We start from the raw sequence: 17,949 nt of genomic DNA on the forward strand, positions 1-17,949 counted from the left end.
TCGTGAGGAGACCCCCCCTCGTGGGGTGTGGGGTGCGGGATGCGGGATGCGGGATGCTGACGTCAGGCCGCGGCCAGCGGCAGCAGCAGGTCGGTCCGCACGGCCGTCGGTGCGCTCTGGGTCGGGCTCAGATAATGCTCGACCACCGGATCGTCGGTCAGGGTCCGTCCGGAGGCGGGGAGCCAGCAGCCGAACAGCCATGCGTAGCTCGACGGCATGTCGGCGTAGGCACCCTCGTGCGTGAGCGCCGCGTAGCGCCCCGCCCGCAGGAAGTACCACTGCGGAGTCGGGGCATCCGGCGAGAGCGGACGTAGCTCGGGTGAGAAGTCATCCGGCACGCTGACGCAGGCCAGTGACTCGAGGTCCGCCGTGTCCGTACGAGACGGGTCCGAGAGGTACACGCCGTACATCTCGCAGGTATCGAGAGCCAGACCGTGCGCCAGAAGCCAGACCCGCAGATCGTGGAACGTCCGGTCGATGGTGAAGAACGAGCCACGATGGCGGATCGCGATGCAACGCGTTGTCTCGCGCTCGACGTCGCGGACGAGATACCGCCGTGGGTCGTCGGTGATGCGTGCGACGTTCAGATCGACGTGCGCGCCACCGGTTCGGTACTCGGCAGGCGTGACGCCGACCATGTGCCGGAACGCTCGGGTGAACGAGGAGACGTTCGGGTACCCGCATCGCTCGGCGACTTCGTGGATCGGGATGCCCTCAGTCAGCAGGGCGACCGCCTGTTGCATCCTCACCCGTTTCACGAGCGCTGGCAGTGTCTCCCCGAAGGCGGCGGTGAAGATACGGTGCCAGTGCCTTGCAGACATGCCGGCTACCTCTGCCATCCTCACGAGATCCAGCGGCTGATCCAGGTTCTCGTAGACGTGCGAGAGTACGAGATCAAAGCGCTCCTCGTACGACAACACCTCTCGTGGCCCCAAGACATCTCCTCGCCGTGCTGGGCGCTGGTGCGCAACCTTGTCGGGTCGCGCACCAGCGCAGGGTCGATCCAGCATGTCACGGCGTCGTATCAGCCCTGTTCGTTCACCCCGAGTGCGACGAAGACGCCGTTGGCGCCGTACTCCTCGTACTCGCACAGGAAGGTCTTTCGCCCGTCGTCGAACCCCCACGCCTCGCTCCACGCCTCGATCACGCGTGTCGGGTCTGCGCCGGGCACGTTGAATGTCGCCCGGGCGGATTGCGGCACGGTGACCAAAGTCATCCCGTTGGGCACAGGAGTGGCGGGATCGACCTCTGCGCCGATGAGGAAGGTGAACCACCCATCGCGGTTGACGCCGGCGTTCTCGAGGTGGGTGTACACGGCATAGACGCTGTCGGTGCGGCGACCAGGGATCGATTCGAGGAGACCTTCGCTGTGCACGCGTTCCCAGAGCGCGGGGATCGACGTCTGAGACCCGGCGCCGTCAGTGCGGATGGCGAATCCGAGAACAGTGAACGGGGGATTGGTGAAGTACGTGGGAGTGTCCATGCCTCGACGCTAGAGACGCGCCGCTGTGCAATACGTGCCACCGGCGCTGCTCGCCACCCCGATCCCGATCCCCATCCCCATCCCCGCCCCCGCACGCGCCCACCCCCACCCACGCGCCCACCACCCACGAGTCCGCCCCCACGAGGGGTCAATATCTGTCGGGTCGAGGCCCGTGCACCCAGCGTTTCTTGACCCCTCGTGAGGGGGGTGAAGAGCGGATGCCGTCAGCGCGACGAGTTCGCGGTGCGGCCCCGCACAATACCGACGAACGCCTCGACATCGGGGGTGGTTGCCTCGCGCCGCCAGGCCAACCCGACGGTCGAGGTCGGCCCGCCCGCGAGCAGCCGGTAGTCGGCGTCCTTGCGGTGGTGAAGGCGCGCCAGCGACATCGGCACCACGACGATGCCGGTGCCCGTTGCCGCGGTGGCGATCGCGTCTTCGGTGCTCGCCAGTTGCGCGAAGCGCGGTGCGACCGTGGGCAGTCCGAGATCGCCGAGCACGTCGTCGGCGGGCGTGATCAGCACCTCGCCCGCGAGATCATCGGCCTGCAGTTCATCGCCGGCCATGAGATGCGATTCGGCGGATGCCACCACGACCGGCAGCTCGTCATACAACGGAATGACGTGCAGCGCATCGGGGTGCTCGACGGGCATCCGCACGATCCCGGCGTCGAGCTCGTCGAGCTGCCGCCGCTGAGCGGCGACCGAGATGGGCACCAGCTCGATCTCGACGTGCGGCATCCGCTGCTTCCACAGGTCGACCCACTTGCCCGGCGTCGCTCCGGGAATCACACCCAGGCGGAAGACGCGAGGCTCTTCGGGGAGCGGTGCCGGTTCGTCGAAGCGCACCGACGGAGCCTTCTTCGCGGGGCTCTTCTTCTGCGCGGGCTTACCCTTCTGCGGTGTCTGCTTGCCCGCGCCCGGCCGGGCAGGGCGACCCCCGCGGGCAGGGCGGCGCCGGTCGTTCTTCATGAGTTCAGCGTATCGACCACGGCGGTCGAGGCGTACGGGTCCTCGGTGCGACGACTGCGGCAGCCCTTCGAACGCCGGTCGTTGTGAGCGCGGCTGCAGTGCGCGGGCGGTTGCGTTCACAACTCCGGAGATTCACCCTGCCGGAGCCGCATCTGGCGGCTCCGGCCGGTGCGGGCGCACGTTTCTCCGGAGTTGTGAACGGCGGGTGGCAAAGCAACAGCCCGCACGCATGGAGAGCGGCGGGCTGTTCACTCCGAGCTTAGGCGGCCAGCCACAGCCCCTTCTGATCGGGGATGACGGTCAGGCCGGGGGCGACGCTCTCATCGTGGCCGATGCGGGTGCCCCGTGCGACGCGTACACCCGCGCCGATCTCGGTGCGCACGCCGATCCAGGCGCTGTCGCCGACGGCGGCGCCGGGGCCGATGTGGGCGTGCGCGTCGATCCGCGCGTTCTCGCCGATGACGGCATCCGGTTCGATCCAGGCACCGCGCGCGATCCGCGCTCCTGCACCCACACGCGCGCCGGGTTCGATATAGGCGCCGACCTCGACGAAGGCTTTCGGATTCACCTTCGCGCCGTGCGCGACGAGACCGCGTCCGTTGACGTGCTTGCGGTAGCGCAGCGTCTCGCCGTGGTCGTCTTCGATATCGATGTAGTTCTTACCCACGATTCCTCCCGTTCCCGGGGTAGTCCCGATACAGCTACAACCAGCACCGGTTCGGTTTCATTCCCGCATCGGGATGATCCACAGCTCGATGGACTGCCGCTTGCTCACGACGAGCCGATTTGGCAGTTCGGGCACCAGAACGTGACCCGCTCACGGGTGGGATCAGCGCCGAGACGGCCGGTGCGGATGGGAGTGCCGCATCGACGGCACGGCCTGCCGGCGCGACCGTAAACCCAGTTCGTGCGGCCCCGGCCGGTCTGACCGGTGAAGGTGCGGTCTGCGCGGTCGCGGTTGGCGCGGATCGTGCGCACACCGAGATCGATGAGGGCCGTCACATCCACGTCGCCGGCGGGTGTCTCGGGCAGGATTCCGCGAAGGAAGAGCAGTTCGGCGGCGTACTCGTTGCCGAAGCCCGCGACGTTGCGCTGATCGAGCAGGGCGACGTGGATGCTACGCGCATCGCCGCTGATGCGGCGCACCGCCTCGGCGGCATCCCAGTCGTTCGAGAGCGGATCCGGGCCGAGGTGACCGACGAGTTCGTGCTCGTCGCGGGTGACGACGACGCGCACGTCGGCGATGTCGACCCCGACGGCCTCGTGGCCGTCGGTGGTGATGATCGCCCGAACCCGGTGGGCGGGATGTCGCCAGCGCTCGCCGGGGCGGTACAGCAGCCAGGCGCCGTCCATGCGCAGATGGGAATGCAGCGTCAGCTCGCCGATGCGCATCAGCAGATGCTTGCCGCGCGGCACGACACTGCGCACGCTCTGACCGGTGAGATCGACGGTCGCCGCGCCGGGGACACGCAGATCGAAACGCGTGATCGTGTGCCCGGCCAGAGCGGCATCGAGGCGCCGCGTGGCGCGGAAGACCGTGTCGCCCTCAGGCATGCGGCGGGCTCGTCGGACGAACAGCAGGGGTGTCGAGCACCTGTCGGGCCAGCAGAGTCGCGCCCACGACGGCGGTGGGCATGATGAAGACGGCCCCCAGCGGCACCATGAAACACAGCTGTGTCGCGGCGCCGAAGCCGAGCAGGCGCCCCCGGTTGGCGGCGAAGAGCTGGGAACGGTCGAAGCTGGCCATATCGCGGGCGTTGAGCGCGCGGCCGGTGAGTTCGCGGGCGAGGATGCGCCCGGTGAGCAGCACACTGGTCACCGCCGCGGCAGGCGCGCCGATCAGCGGGATGAACCCGATCGCGAGTGCGAGCAGGGCGACGAGCACGCCGAGCACGACCAGTCGGATGCTCTCGCCGAGAGCTACGAGGAAACCGCCGTCGCCTTCGGGAACATCACCACCGAGGTCGTTTTCGACGGCGCGCCAGATGCGCTGGTAGAACGGATCGCCGATCAGCAGGGTGAGGGCGGTGAACGTCATGCCCGCCAGGACGAGCGCGGCGATGGTGATCACGATGCCGAACGCCACGCGCAGCGCGTTGCGCCAGAACGGGTTCCATCCGTCGGCGAAGGGTGTCGCCCAGTCGGTGATGACTCCCAGCGACGCCAGCAACGGCACGAGCGCCGCGGCGAGCACGATGAGCGAGATCAGCCCGGGAATAAGACCCAACGCCATCAGCCCTGGGCGCGTGCGCCAGTAGGCGAAGCCGCGTCCGAGGAATCGGATGCCGGTGATGAACTCACTGATCACGGGTGGGCCAATCTGAAGCGGTGCGGATGGCCCATGCTATTCGCCTTCGATGTTGATTGTGCTGTGCCCAGCGGTCTCAGAGGAGGCCGCGCTCTGGCGGATGGGTCAGATGGCCTTGCGCAATGTGAACCCGCGCGGGGTCGTGACGAACCCGGCTTCTTGCAGTGCGTTCGCGAACGGCGTGCCGTAGATGCCTGCGCCGTTGATCTTCTCGACGGTGAGGGTGTCGAGCCGGCGTGCGCGGGCCGTGGCGACCAGGTCGGCGGCCGCGGCGCGCAACACCTCGGGGTCGTCGTCGAAGGCGAGCACCGTACGCCCGCCGCGTTCGAAGTAGAGCACGAGTCGACCATCGACCAGCACGACCAATCCGCCCGCTTTGCGGCCGGGCCGGTGCGAGACCGCGTCGAGCCGCGGCCACGGCAGGGCCGCGCCGTAGGGATTGGCGGGGTCGGTGGCGGCGAGCGTGAACGCACGGCGGGGTGGCGGGTCGGATAGCCCGGCGAACGTGCGCAGCCTGTCGACCGTGGTCGACGCGGCGAACTGGGCAGCGCCCAACTTCTCGATCACGTACCCGCGGCGGCAGTGCCCGGCCTGCTCGAACCTGGCCAGTACCCGGTATGTCTGCGCGAAGCCGCCCGGAACACCTTCGGCCTGTGCCGCGCCGCGAGTGACGACCCCGTACCGGTCGAGCAGCAGACCCGCTGTCACGGTGGCCCGGCGGGCGGCATCCGCGGGCTCCGCCTGCCCAAAGACGGAAGTGATCTCGGGAAGCACCGCCCACCGCCCACCCAACCCCGCCGACGACGGACGCGGCGTCGGACGCGCCAATGAGACGCCACGGTACGTGCGGGTGCGCGGAGCGCGGCGGACGGTCTTGTGCGCCTGCGCACCACCGGTCAGCAGGGCGCGCACCGGCGCGAAGGTGTCGTTGGTGATGCGCCCCTGCCAGGCGAGCGACCACAATGCGTCCAGCACCGACTGGTCGTTCTCGGCATCGATCAACACCCGCAGCGCGCCCGAGAACGACGCCCCTTGTTCGCGCAGCGCAGCGAGAACCCGGTCTTCGAGCGTTCCCGGCGCCGGCGCATCCTCGGGCACCGGCATGGTGAACGGTGCAAGGTCGATTGGGTGCAGAGACACCCACCCGTCGCGCCCCGGCAACGCGCCGTAACCCGTCCAGATCACCTCGCCAGCCGTGGTCAGCTCATCGAGCATGGCGGGCACGTAGTCGCGCACCCGGCCCGGTAGGACCAGCGATTCCCAGGCGCTGGCAGGAATCGGCACACCGGCGAGCTGCTCGATGACGTTCAGCACGCCGTCGACCCCTTCGAGGGGGCGCGTCAGATGCTGCCAGTCGGGCAGGAACCGGGCGTACGTCTCGGCGCTCACCGGTTCGACGCTGCCGCGGATGGCGGCCAGCGACCGCATCCGCAGACGTCGCAGCACCTCGGCGTCGCACCACTCCTTCTCGCCGGTCGCGTCGGCGTCGGACGCCGGCAGGAAGTAGCCGCTCGCGAGCCGTCCCGTCGACTCCAACCGCTGCAGCGTCTGACGGGCGACCGCGCTGCCGATACCGAATCGCTCGGCGACCGCGACGGTCGCGAAGGGGCCATGCGTGCGGGCATGACGCGACACGAGGTCGCCGAGGGGATCGGCCACCGGCTCGAGAAACGCGACGGGGATGCCGGTGGGCAGCGCCGCGCCCAGCGCGTCGCGCAACCGACCGGCGTCCTCGATGACGGCGAACCGGGCGCGGCCGGCGATGGTGACCGGGATCGCCCGTCGCGCCGCGACGAGCTCGGACAGGAGTGCGGATGCCCGGGAGTTCGGCGCCAATGCCGCGGCTGGCGCTCCGTCTCGCTGCGCTCGCTCTTCGATCGGGGGCGGCTCAAGGCGCGCACCGACCTCGTCGGCATCGAGCGGCCCGAGCTGTCGCAGCAGGTCGGCGACGCCCTCGATGCCGCGCGCATGGCGCTGAGGATCGAGGCGCTGCAGCTCGCGCTCGTGCTGGGCGATCACGTCGGGGTCGAGCAGCTCACGCATCTCGATGGTGCCGAGCAACTCGGCCAGCAGTGCGGGATCGACGGCGAGTGCGGCGGCCCTGCGCTCGGCGAGCGGCGAATCGCCTTCGTACATGAACGCGCCCACGTACCCGAACAGCAGGTCGCGCGCGAACGGCGACGGCATCGCGGGCTCGGTCTCGACCAGACGGATCCGCCGCTCGGCGATGTCACTGATCAGCCCGCGCAACGCTGGCAGGTCGTAGACGTCCTGCAGCACTTCGCGGAGCGTCTCGAGGATGATCGGGAACGTCGGGTGGCGGCGCGCCACTTCGAGCAGCTGCGCCGAGCGCTGACGCTGCTGCCACAGCGGCGTGCGCTTGTTCGGGTTCATGCGCGGCATGAGCAGCGCGCGTGCAGCGCACTCCCGGAACCGCGAGGCGAACAGCGCGGAACCCCCGACCTCGGCGGTGACGAGCTGCTCCAGTTCGTCGGGGTCGAAGACGAACAGGTCGGCACCGGGCGGCTCGGACTCGGCATCCGGGATGCGCACGATGATCCCGTCATCGCTCGCCACGGCCGATCCCTCGACTCCGAGACGTTCCCGTACGCGCGCGTTCACCGCCAGCGCCCAGGGCGCATGCACCTTCATGCCGTACGGGGAATGCAGGATCAGCCGCCAGTCGCCGACCTCGTCGTGGCCGCGCTCGACGGTGAGGGCGCGGTCGGTGGGCAACGTTCCGGTGGCCTCGCGCTGCTCGGCGAGATGACCCAGCAGATTGGCGCGTGCGCTCGCGTCGAGTCCGGCGGCGACAAGCCGCCGTTCGGCGTCGTCGGGTGATGCCGTCGAGACCTCGCGCGAGAAGCGCCCGAGTGCCTGGCCGAGCTCGAACGGGCGACCGATGCCGTCGCCGTGCCAGAACGGCACCCGGCCCGGTTGACCGTACGCAGGCAGCACGTTGACCCGGTCGTGGGTGATCTCGGCGATCCGCCAACTGGTCGTACCCAGGGTGAAGACGTCACCGACGCGTGACTCGTAGACCATCTCCTCGTCGAGTTCGCCGACCCGGGCGCCGGTCGACTCGCCCGCGACGAACACTCCGAACAGCCCGCGGTCGGGGATCGTGCCGCCGCTGGTCACCGCGATGCGCTGCGCCCCCGGGCGCCCGGTGAGCGTGCCCGCATCGCGGTCCCAGACCAGTCGTGGACGCAGCTCGGCGAACTCGTCGGAGGGGAAGCGTCCTGCGAGCAGGTCCAGCGTGGCTTCGTACGCCGAGCGCGGCAGCGTCTGGAAGGGGGCGCTGCGGCGCACGGTCTCGAACCAGTCCTCGACCGAGAGCGGGTCGAGTGCGCACGCGGCGATGGTCTGCTGGGCGAGGATGTCTAGGGGATTGCGGGGTACGGTGATCGCCTCGATCCGGCCCGCCAGCATCCGCTCGGTGACGATGGCTGTGTGCAGCACGTCGCCGCGGTGCTTCGGGAACAGCGCCGCACGGCTGATCTCGCCGACCTGGTGCCCTGCGCGTCCGACCCGTTGCAGACCCGAGGCGGCCGACGGAGGAGCCTCGACCTGGATCACCAGGTCGACGGCGCCCATGTCGATGCCGAGCTCGAGGCTGCTCGTTGCGACCACGCAGCGCAGCACACCCGACTTGAGTTCGTCCTCGACCTGGGCGCGCTGCTCTTTGGACACGGAACCGTGGTGCGCCTTGGCGAGCACCGGTGGTGCCCCGGCGGTCTGCCCGCCCTGCGCGATCATCGCGGCGGGCGGCCCCCCAGGTGCAGCCAGCGCGATCTCGTGCCGCTCGGCGTAGATCTCGTTCAGCCGCCCTGTTAGGCGCTCGGCCAGTCGACGGGAGTTCGCGAACACGATCGTCGAGCGGTTCTGGAGCACACGATCGACGATCGCTTCTTCGACGTGCGGCCAGACCGATCCGGTGACCTCGGTCAGCACGGCGTCGTCGCCGGCGCCGTCGGCCGACACAGCGCCGCCACCGGTGGCGGCCCCCGGCGGCGGGGGAGGGTTTCGCATGTCGTCCAGCGGCACCACGACGTCGAGCTCGAAGGTCTTCGATGCGGGCGGCGCGACGATCTCGACGGGTATCGAACCGCCGAGAAAGCGGGCGACCTCGTCGATCGGCCGCACGGTGGCCGACAACCCGATGCGCTGCGCAGGGCGGTCGGCGCCGTGCGCAGCGCGCAGGGCGTCCAAGCGCTCGAGGCTCACCGCCAGGTGCGCACCCCGCTTGGTCGAGGCGACCGCGTGCACCTCATCGATGATCACGGTGTGCACGCCGCGCAGCGTCTCGCCGGCGCGGCTGGTGAGCATCAGGTACAGCGACTCGGGGGTGGTGATGAGGATGTCGGGCGGTGCGCTCACGAGCCGGCGACGATCCGCCGCCGTAGTGTCTCCGGAGCGCACGCCGACCGAGATCTCGGGCACATCGAGACCCAGCCGGCGGGCCGACTGGCCGATGCCGACGAGCGGCGAACGCAGATTGCGCTCGACGTCGACGCCGAGGGCCTTCAGCGGTGAGATGTAGAGGATGCGCGTGCGTGCGGCCGCATCGATGGCATCCGACTCCGCCATCCGCTCACGGAAGACGCTGTCGATCGCCCACAGGAAGGCGGACAGTGTCTTGCCGGAACCGGTCGGCGCCACCACCAGTGCGCTGCGGTCGGCGGACACGGCCTCCCACGCGCCCTGTTGGGCGGGCGTCGGCGCGTCGAACGCCCCGCGGAACCACTCCTGGGTCGCGGGCGTGAAGCGATCGAGCACGCTGCTCATGCCTCCATCATCGCGCGGTCCGCCGACATCGTCGCCGATGTCCTCTGTCGAAGGCGTGTGCTTAGCTGGGGGCGATGCACAGACGAGGCGGTACGACCCCGCAGTACGGGTCGTCTCCGCTGCGCCGATCGTTGAACCGCGCGCTGCTCGCCGTGTTCTGGGGTGCGCTGCTGACCATCGGAATGCTGGTGGTCGCGATCGCACCGAACGGTGACAGCGTCTACGGGCTGCTGCTGTTCCCCGTGGCCGTGCTGCTGCACGTGGCCGTCGGCCTGCTCGCGTGGTCGGCACGTCCGACCAGCCTGATGGGGCCGCTGATCCTGTGCGCCGCGGCGGCTATGACGCTGTCGGGACTGGTCAACGCCCAGAACACGACGCTCGCCGCCCTCGGCGCCCTGTGCGCGACAATGCCCCTGGCCACCCTGATCCACCTGCTGCTGTCGTTCCCGACCGGTCGCCTCAGAGCCTGGCCCGAGCGGGCGACGGTCGCCTCGGGCTATCTGATCTCCACCGTCCTGCAACTGCCCGCGGCGCTCGCCGCCTACCCTGCTGTCTTCGGCCTCGCCCCATCCCCAGCGTTCGTGACGGCCACCGGCCAGGTGCAGGCGATCGCCGGGGTCATGACCTTCACGGCGACGGCCGTGCTGCTGGTTCTGCGCATCGTGCGGGCGACAGCTGCCGAACGGAGGGTGCTGGCACCGCTGTACGCGTTCGGTTTCGTCGCGCTGATCACTTTGCTGACGGCGTCGCAGGTGCTGCCGGCCCTGGCCGGCTGGACGCCCGAGCAGACCGGTTCGTTGCAGATCACCGTCCTGACGCTCGTGCCCATTGCCGTGGTGATCGCGGCGCTGCGTGGCGGGGTCGCCCGCGCCACCCGGGTCGAAGAGGCAGGGGTGCTGCTCGCGCATCTCACCGCCGAGCGCACGAGTATCTCGGCGGTGCTCGGCGGCGTCCTGGGCGATCCGTCGCTGGACGTCTGGTTCTGGGATGCGGACGCCGAACGGTACCTGGACGCCGACGGACGCGCCGTCGGGACCGAACACGTCGACCCGCGGCGCGCGCTCGAACCGATCGCACTCGACGGGCGACGCATCGGCGCGCTCGTCTACGACCGGGCTCTGATCGCCGAACCCGAGTCGGTGCAGAGCGTGGGGCGCGCGATCGCCATCGCGCTCGATCGCGACCGGTTGATCGCTCTGCTGCGCGCGAGCCGGGCCGATCTGCAGCGCTCGCGGGAGCGGTTGGTCGATGTCGCTGATACGGAACGACGCCGAATCGCCCAGGATCTGCATGACGGTCTGCAGGTCGAGCTCGTGCTGCTCGGCTTGCAGGCGCAGGAGCTGGCCCAGGCAGCCGGCGCTGGCACCGTCGCCGCGGAGCACGCCGTCGCGCTGCGGCGAGGCATCGATGGGTCTGCGGCGGGGTTGCGGCAGATCGTGCAGGATGTGATGCCGGCCGCGCTGATGCAACGCGGACTCGCAGAAGCGGTCGAGGATCTCGCCGATCGGATGCCGGTGCCGGTCGAGCTGCGCATGACCCTCGGTGACCGCCGACCGCGCCCCGCGACCGAGAGCACCGTCTACTTCGTCATCGCCGAGGCTCTCGCCAACGTGGTCAAGCACTCCGGCGCGACGGCGGTCGATGTCACCGTCGTCCGCGACGGCGACCGCCTGCGCATCGAGATCCGCGATGACGGCTGCGGCGGTGCGGTCGCCGGCGCGGGAGCAGGGCTGACCGGCATGCGCGAGCGCGTCGATGTGCTCGGGGGGATGCTGCGTGTGGACAGCCCGCGAGGCGGTGGCACGCTGGTGCGTGTGGAGGTGGACGATGAATGACGAATCCCTGCGTGTGGTGATCGCCGAGGACGAGGCTCTGCTGCGACGAGGGCTCGAGCTGATGCTGACGGACGCCGGCATGCGGATCGTCGGCTCGGTCTCGGACGTGGACGAACTGATCGACGCGGTCAGTGCGGCCCGGCCTGAGCTGGTCATCACCGACATCCGGATGCCTCCGACCTACACCGACGAGGGGCTCCGTGCGGCTGCCCGCATCCGCGAGCTCGCGCCGGACACCGCCATCATGGTGCTCTCGCAGCATGTTCAGCGGCGCTACGCGATGGAGCTGCTGGGCATGGACGATGATGCGGGGGCCGATCGTGATGTGTGGCCCGCCACGGGCATCCGCGGGGGGACGGGGTACCTGCTCAAGCAGCGCATCACCGATGTCGACCTGTTCGTTGACGACGTGCGCGCCGTCGCGGCCGGGGGAACGGCGATCGACCCCGACGTCGTCGCGATCATGGTGGCCCGCGCGACGCGCGCCGACGCGGCTGTCGCCGAGCTCACCGTCCGACAGCGCGAGGTGCTCGCACTGGTCGCCCAGGGGCGCAGCAATGCGGCCATCGCCGCGCGTCTCTCGATCACCGACAAAGCCGTCGTGCAGCACATCTCACGCATCTACGACGCGCTGGGGCTACCGCTCGCCGCCGACGCGCATCGTCGCGTGCTCGCGGTGCTGCACTACCTGAGCCAGGACCCGCAGCGATTGGCGACCTAGGTCTATAGCGCTGCGCGGGCCGGTGGGAAATGCTGGGAGGCATGGTGCGAAGAAAAAGCGTGCGGGCCGGGGCAGCGGGAGCAGTGGTACTGGGGATGCTCGTGCTCTCCGCATGCTCGGGTGAGACTTCGTCACCGGTCGACGGTGTCGTCCTCGGGACACAGCCCAACGCCGACGTTCTCGCCCTGCCGCAGGGCGAGACGAGCGAGCAACGGATAGCCGAGGCACTGGAGGAACTGCCCGACATCGCGGAGCGGGTTCTGGCCGAGACCGACGTGCCCGGCATGTCGATCGCGGTGGTGCACGGGGACGACACCGTCTATTCGCAGGGGTTCGGTGTGCGTGAGATCGGAGCCGACGAGTCGGTCACCCCCGACACGGTCTTTCAGATCGCGTCATTGTCGAAGCCGCTGTCGGCGACCGGCGTCGCCGCCGCGATCGCCGAATCCGAGAGCTATCTCGATTGGCAGACACCGATCCGTGACCTCATGCCGGGCGTCTTCTTCTCGGACCCGGTCGCCGCGCAGGGCGCGACGGTCGGCGATGCCTTCAGCCATCGCACCGGCATGTTCACGGGCACCGGCGACGACCTCGAAGACATCGGCTACGACCGGGACGAGATCCTGCAGCGCCTGCAGCTGAACCCGCTCGATGTGTTCCGGGACAGCTACCACTACTCGAACTTCGGACTCACGGTGGGGGCCGAGGCCGTGGCCGTCTCGCGCGGGCAGACGTGGGAAGAGCTCATGGACGAGCTGGTGTTCGAGCCCCTGGGTATGGACTCGTCGTCGGCCCGGCATGACGACTACCTGAGCCGGACCGACCGTGCCGTGCTGCACGCCAAGATCGATGGTGAGTTCACGCCTCGGCACGACCGCGACCCCGACGCCCAGGCACCGGCGGGCGGCGTCTCGTCGACCGCGAACGACCTCGCGCTGTGGATGCGGGTGCTGCTGGCCGAGGGTGAGAGCGACCAGATGAGCATCGATGCGGACGCACTGCGCGAAGCGATGTCACCGCAGGTGATCTCGGGCGGGGGCAACGACCTCGCTGTGCGTCCCTCGCACTACGGGTTCGGGTTCAACGCCTCGCCGTTGCTATCGGGGCGGATGGCGTACTCGCACTCCGGGGCGTTCGTGCTCGGGGCGGGCACCGCCTTCCAGGTGGTCCCCGATCTCGACCTCGGCATCGTCGTGCTCACCAACGGCGCCCCCGTGGGAGCGGCTGAATCGGTGATCGCCGAGTTCACCGACCTCGTGCAGTTCGGATTCGTCACGCGCGACTGGACGGCAGACTTCGGTGGCGTCTTCGCGGGGTACTTGACTCCCATCGGAGACCTGGCGGGCAGCGAGGCGCCCGGTGGTGCCGCACTGCCGGATGAGGCGGATGCCCTGATCGGACGCTACACCAACGACTACTTCGGCGACATGGAGATCGTCGCCGTCGGAGACGGGCTGGTGGCGCGCATCGGACCCGGCGGTGTCACCGAGATGGCATTGCAGCCGTGGGACGAGGAGCGCATGGCGTACGCGCCCGAGAACGAGAATGCCCCGTACGGTTCCTTGGCCAGCGCGTGGGTCACCCACGAAGACGGAGGCGTGCAGCTGCGGCTCGATACCTTCGATACGCGCGGGCTCGGAACCTGGACGAAGACGTCGTAGCGGACGGGGACGGACGTGAGGATCGCGGTCTCAGGGGCGCACGCCACCGGCAAGACCACGCTGATCGGCGACTATCTCGACGAGAGGTCGGGGGTCGAGCACGTCCCCGACCCCTTCGAGCTGGTCGAGCACGCGGCATCCGCTCCCGGGTTCGAGGAGTTCGCCCAGCAACTCCTCGTCTCGGCGCGGACGCTGTCGGCATCGACCCCCGGCGCCGCTCGTATCATCGAACGCACCCCGCTCGATTTCGTCGCCTACCTCAACGCCCTGCACGACCTGGGCCGCACCGCGCACCCGGCGCCGGATGAGCTCGTGGCTGTTGCCGAGGATGCGCTGGCGCATCTGGACCTGTGGGTCGTGCTGCCGATCGAGCACCGCGACCCCACGGCACCCGGCCCCGACGAGGACCTGCCCCTGCGACGCGCCATGAACGATGCGCTGCTCGAGCTCGTGGATGCGGCCGACCTCGCCAGGCACACCCGCGTGATCGAGATCACCGGCTCGCGCAGCGAACGGCTGCGCCGCCTGCTCGCCGAGAGCGGTTGACCGCTTCAGAAGTTGCCGAGCGCCTTGCCGATAATCTGCGCACCGAGCACGAGGAAGAGCGTCATCATGATCACCGCGTTGTGCGCGGTGAGCCAGGTGCGGATGCCCGAGAGCAGCGTCGCGGCCTTGTTCGGCGCCACGATCACGGCGATCACCGGGATCGCGACGGTCAGCGCCGCGATGAGACCGAAGACGAGCACCACGGTCAACCGCTCGGGCACGTCGAGCTCGGCGCGTCCGATCACGCTGCCCGCGGCAACGGCCAGCAACAAGTTCTTGGGGTTGATCGCGGCCAGCACGAACGCCAGCCCGGTAGCGGCGAACGGGTTCATCGAGTCGATCTTCGCCATCCACGCCGGCAGTTCGGCCTCTTCGCCCGGCGCAGGGCGAGAACGCCACTGACGTGCGGCCAACAGCAGCAGCAACGCCCCCAGCACGAGCTGGATCACCGCGATCACGGGCTGCGCGCCGTCGGATTCCTCGGGCTCGGGGATCACCCCTGCCAGAAGGGTGAAGGCCGTCGTCGCCACCAGCACGCCCAGCAACCAGCCGACCAGGAACCCGAGTCCGAGCTGCCGCGGACGCGGAGACATCAGCATGAGGATCACCGCGATGAGCGGGATCGGACTGATCGCGATACCCACGGCGGTGGGTAGAACACTACCGAGAACCTCGAGCATGGCAACCTCCGTGCGCGAATGATGGGGACCCTGTTCATCATGGCAGGGCGATCCGCTCTCGTCACGCGCCGGATCATCCTCTACGTTCAGTGGTACGCATGGCCCCGTCACGCACAACGAAGGTGGAAGATGACGCAGCTGACGATCGGTACCGAGCTCGACACCCCGAACGCGCCGGTTCAGCTGGACGCGCGCCGATTCAACCGCCACACGTTCTGGTGCGGCCAGAGCGGCAGCGGAAAGACCTACGCGCTCGGGGTCGTGCTCGAGCAGCTGCTGCTGCACACCGAACTGCCCATGCTCATCCTCGACCCCAACTCCGACTTCGTCCGACTGAACGAAGCGCGAGAGAGCGCCGGTGACGACGTTGCGACCCGGATCGCCGAGACTGACATCCGGGTGTTCCACTCCTCACGCTCCGACGGCGAACGCCTGCACGTGCGCTACGTCGACCTCTCGACGCCGTCCAAGGCGGCGCTGCTGCAGCTCGATCCCATCGCCGACCCCGAGGAGTACAACCTGCTGCTGCACATCGAAGAGCACACCGAGGTGATCGACACCGACAACATGGTCGCCCGGCTGCGGGCATCCGACGACCCGGGAATGCGGCGTCTCGCCAACCGCGTCGACAACCTCGAGGTGCTCCACTGGGACCTGTGGTCGCGGGGCTCGACCACCGTCACGGATGCCATCGATGAGCGTCCGCGCGCGACCGTGATGGACCTGGGCGGGTTCGCGCACCAGGCCGAGCCCAAGATCGCCGCGCTCGCCGTGCTCGAGCACCTCTGGCGCAACCGCGAAGAACGCCGACCCATCCTCATCGTGATCGACGAGGCGCACAACCTGTGCCCGCCGAATCCCCGCACCGACGTCGAACGCGCACTGACCGAGCAGCTGGTGCAGATCGCGGCAGAGGGCCGCAAGTTCGGCCTGTGGCTTCTGCTGTCGACGCAGCGGCCGACGAAGATCCACCCCAACGTGCTCTCGCAGTGCGACAACCTCGGTCTGATGCGGGTGAACGCGCCGCGGGACCTCGCCGAACTCGCCGACGTCTTCGGCTTCGCCGGCGACAAGGTCAGCCGATCACAGCGGTTCACGCAGGGGCAGGCGCTGTTCGCGGGCGGTTTCATCGCTCAGCCCACCTACGTGCAGATGGGGCAGCGGTTGACCGAGGAATCCGGCGGCGACGTGCGCGTGCCGCTGCGCGAGGGCTGAGCAGGACGCGCGCCATGGCAGACACGTTCGCAACGGTCAAGCGGAACCTGCGCGGCTACCTGCGCCGCTTCGGCGGGCGCAAGACCGTGGCATCCGATCTCAAAGCCGGACTCGTGCTGGGCGTCGAGAGCGTCCCCGACGGGCTCGCCGCCGGCGTCCTCGCCGGTGTGAACCCACTGCACGGCCTGTACGCGTACATGTTCGGCGCGATCGGCGGGGCGCTTGCCACCGGGTCGGCGTTCATGACGGTGCAGGCCACCGGTGCGATGGCGGTGATCATCTCGGATGTCTCGGCCGAGACCCCCGGCGGCCTGACACCGGCCGCGTTGACCACTCTCGGGCTCATGGTCGGCGTGATCATGCTCGTGCTGGGGATCGCACGCCTCGGTTCGCTCGTCAGGTTCATCCCGACCGCCGTGCTGGTCGGTTTCGTCAACGCCGTCGCCGTGAACATCGTGCTCGGCCAGATCGACAACGCCACCGGCTTCGCCGCCGAGGGCGCCAACCGCATCGCCAGGACCCTGGACTCGCTCCTGCACTTCTGGCAGTGGAGCTGGCCGACGATCCTCGTCGGCGTCGTGACCGTCACGCTGATCCTGCTGCTGGAACGCACCCGGCTCGGAGCACTGGCGCTGGTCGTCGCGGTCATCGTCGGTTCCGGTCTGGCCGCCGCGCTGGCGCTGCTCGACGGCATCGATCGGGTCGCCACGATCGGCGACATCGCCGAGGTTCCGCAGACGTTGCCCGGCATGCAGATGCCCGACCTGTCGGTGGTGCTCGCCCTGATCGTGCCGGCGCTCTCGCTGGCGCTGGTGGGGCTCGTGCAGGGTGCGGCGATCAGCGGGTCGATCGCGAACCCCGACGGCCGCTACCCCGATGCGTCGGCGGACTTCCGTGGCCAGGGGATCGCGAATCTGGCATCCGGGTTCTTCCAGGGCATCCCCGTCGGCGGGTCGATGTCGGCGACGGCCCTCGTGCGCGCGGCAGGTGCCAGGACCGCCCTGGCAAACCTCTTCGCCGGAGTGGTGATGGGCATCACGGTGCTGGCCTTCGCCTCGCTGATCGGCTACATCGCCATGTCTGCACTGGCGGCCCTGCTCATCATCGTGGGCGTCCGCACCTTCAAGGTGCACGACATCTACATGGTGTGGCGTACCGGTATCGTGCAGGCGACAGTGCTGACGGTGACGTTCGTGCTCACCCTGCTGATCCCGCTGCAGTACGCCGTGCTCACCGGCGTCGGACTCGCGGTCATCCTGATCGTGGTGCAGCAGTCGAACCGGGTCGTGCTGCGGCAATGGGAGTTCGACGATCTCAGCGCGCTGCCGATCGAGTCCGCTCCGCCGGCCACGATCCCGCCGGGTGAGGTGGTGGTGCTCGCCCCGTACGGAAGCCTGTTCTTCGCTGCGGCTCCGGTGTTCGAGAAGCAGCTCCCCGCCGTACCGGTGCGTCTCGAGGGTGCCGTCGTGATCGTGAGACTGCGTGGCAAGGAAGCGCTCGGCAGCACCTTCCTGCGGGTCATCGCGACCTACGCCGAGCGGATCCGCGCTGCCGGTGGGACGCTGATGATCTCGGGCGTCAGCGAGGCCGTGCACCGGCAGCTGCGCGATACCGGGATCATCCGACGGATCGGTGAACGGCAGGTCTTCCGCGCGCACGCCCGCGTCGGGGAATCGTTGCAGCAAGCGCGAGACGCCGCGCAACGACTGATCGACGAGCGGGGAGGCGCCGACGACTGACG

The 17,949-nt window shown here is 69.3% G+C and carries 14 protein-coding genes; 6 read left to right on the forward strand and 8 right to left on the reverse strand.

What is annotated here, in order from left to right; translation table 11 throughout:
* Window positions 1-62: 62 nt before the first annotated feature.
* From JF543_RS11465 to JF543_RS11495, 7 genes are all read right to left on the reverse strand, one after another.
* Entirely contained in the window at window positions 63-1,010 is a 948-nt protein-coding gene (locus JF543_RS11465) for an AraC family transcriptional regulator (protein WP_307858914.1), read from the reverse strand.
* Window positions 1,011-1,024: 14 nt separating this feature from the next.
* Complete coding sequence (locus tag JF543_RS11470) at window positions 1,025-1,483, reverse strand: GyrI-like domain-containing protein (protein WP_206824438.1); 459 nt, start codon at window positions 1,481-1,483, stop codon at window positions 1,025-1,027.
* Window positions 1,484-1,707: 224 nt separating this feature from the next.
* Entirely contained in the window at window positions 1,708-2,454 is a 747-nt protein-coding gene (locus JF543_RS11475; RefSeq protein WP_206824439.1) for a LysR family substrate-binding domain-containing protein, read from the reverse strand.
* Between the two features lie 259 nt (window positions 2,455-2,713).
* Complete coding sequence (locus JF543_RS11480) at window positions 2,714-3,121, reverse strand: transferase (RefSeq protein WP_179410013.1); 408 nt, start codon at window positions 3,119-3,121, stop codon at window positions 2,714-2,716.
* A 104-nt stretch (window positions 3,122-3,225) separates the two neighbouring features.
* Window positions 3,226-4,008 (reverse strand): DNA-formamidopyrimidine glycosylase family protein, encoded by a 783-nt coding sequence (locus tag JF543_RS11485; protein ID WP_206824440.1) that lies wholly within the window; start codon window positions 4,006-4,008, stop codon window positions 3,226-3,228.
* Window positions 4,001-4,762: an EI24 domain-containing protein gene (locus JF543_RS11490; RefSeq protein ID WP_347401151.1), complete on the reverse strand. Its 762-nt coding sequence runs from the start codon at window positions 4,760-4,762 to the stop codon at window positions 4,001-4,003. Before JF543_RS11490 ends, JF543_RS11485 begins: the two co-directional genes overlap by 8 nt.
* A gap of 105 nt (window positions 4,763-4,867) precedes the next feature.
* A complete protein-coding gene (locus JF543_RS11495; protein WP_206824441.1) occupies window positions 4,868-9,550 on the reverse strand; it encodes an ATP-dependent helicase in 4,683 nt (1,560 codons plus the stop codon).
* Window positions 9,551-9,624: 74 nt separating this feature from the next.
* On the opposite strand from JF543_RS11495, the gene JF543_RS11500 reads away from it, so the two are divergent.
* From JF543_RS11500 to JF543_RS11515, 4 genes are read left to right on the forward strand one after another with little or no spacing between them, the layout of a single operon-like run.
* On the forward strand, window positions 9,625-11,385 hold the full coding sequence (locus JF543_RS11500; protein WP_206824442.1) for a sensor histidine kinase: 1,761 nt from the start codon (window positions 9,625-9,627) through the stop codon (window positions 11,383-11,385).
* Window positions 11,378-12,106: a response regulator transcription factor gene (locus tag JF543_RS11505; RefSeq protein WP_242519710.1), complete on the forward strand. Its 729-nt coding sequence runs from the start codon at window positions 11,378-11,380 to the stop codon at window positions 12,104-12,106. The genes JF543_RS11500 and JF543_RS11505 overlap by 8 nt, the downstream gene beginning before the upstream one ends.
* A 41-nt stretch (window positions 12,107-12,147) precedes the next feature.
* A complete protein-coding gene (locus JF543_RS11510) occupies window positions 12,148-13,767 on the forward strand; it encodes a serine hydrolase domain-containing protein (RefSeq protein ID WP_206824444.1) in 1,620 nt (539 codons plus the stop codon).
* Between the two features lie 15 nt (window positions 13,768-13,782).
* Complete coding sequence (locus tag JF543_RS11515) at window positions 13,783-14,313, forward strand: AAA family ATPase (RefSeq protein ID WP_206551436.1); 531 nt, start codon at window positions 13,783-13,785, stop codon at window positions 14,311-14,313.
* A 5-nt stretch (window positions 14,314-14,318) separates the two neighbouring features.
* Here JF543_RS11515 and JF543_RS11520 read toward each other — a convergent pair whose 3' ends face one another.
* Entirely contained in the window at window positions 14,319-14,993 is a 675-nt protein-coding gene (locus JF543_RS11520; protein ID WP_206824446.1) for a GAP family protein, read from the reverse strand.
* 129 nt (window positions 14,994-15,122) lie between these two features.
* On the opposite strand from JF543_RS11520, the gene JF543_RS11525 reads away from it, so the two are divergent.
* Both JF543_RS11525 and JF543_RS11530 read left to right on the forward strand, forming a co-directional pair.
* Window positions 15,123-16,208, forward strand: coding sequence for an ATP-binding protein (locus JF543_RS11525; RefSeq protein WP_206551438.1), 1,086 nt, complete (start codon window positions 15,123-15,125; stop codon window positions 16,206-16,208).
* 14 nt (window positions 16,209-16,222) lie between these two features.
* The gene (locus JF543_RS11530) at window positions 16,223-17,947 is read left to right on the forward strand and encodes a SulP family inorganic anion transporter (RefSeq protein ID WP_206824447.1); all 1,725 of its coding nucleotides are present in this window, start codon (window positions 16,223-16,225) and stop codon (window positions 17,945-17,947) included.
* Window positions 17,948-17,949: the final 2 nt, after the last annotated feature.

The organism is Microbacterium esteraromaticum, assembly GCF_017303215.1.
In the GTDB taxonomy this organism is placed as follows: domain Bacteria; phylum Actinomycetota; class Actinomycetes; order Actinomycetales; family Microbacteriaceae; genus Microbacterium; species Microbacterium esteraromaticum_C.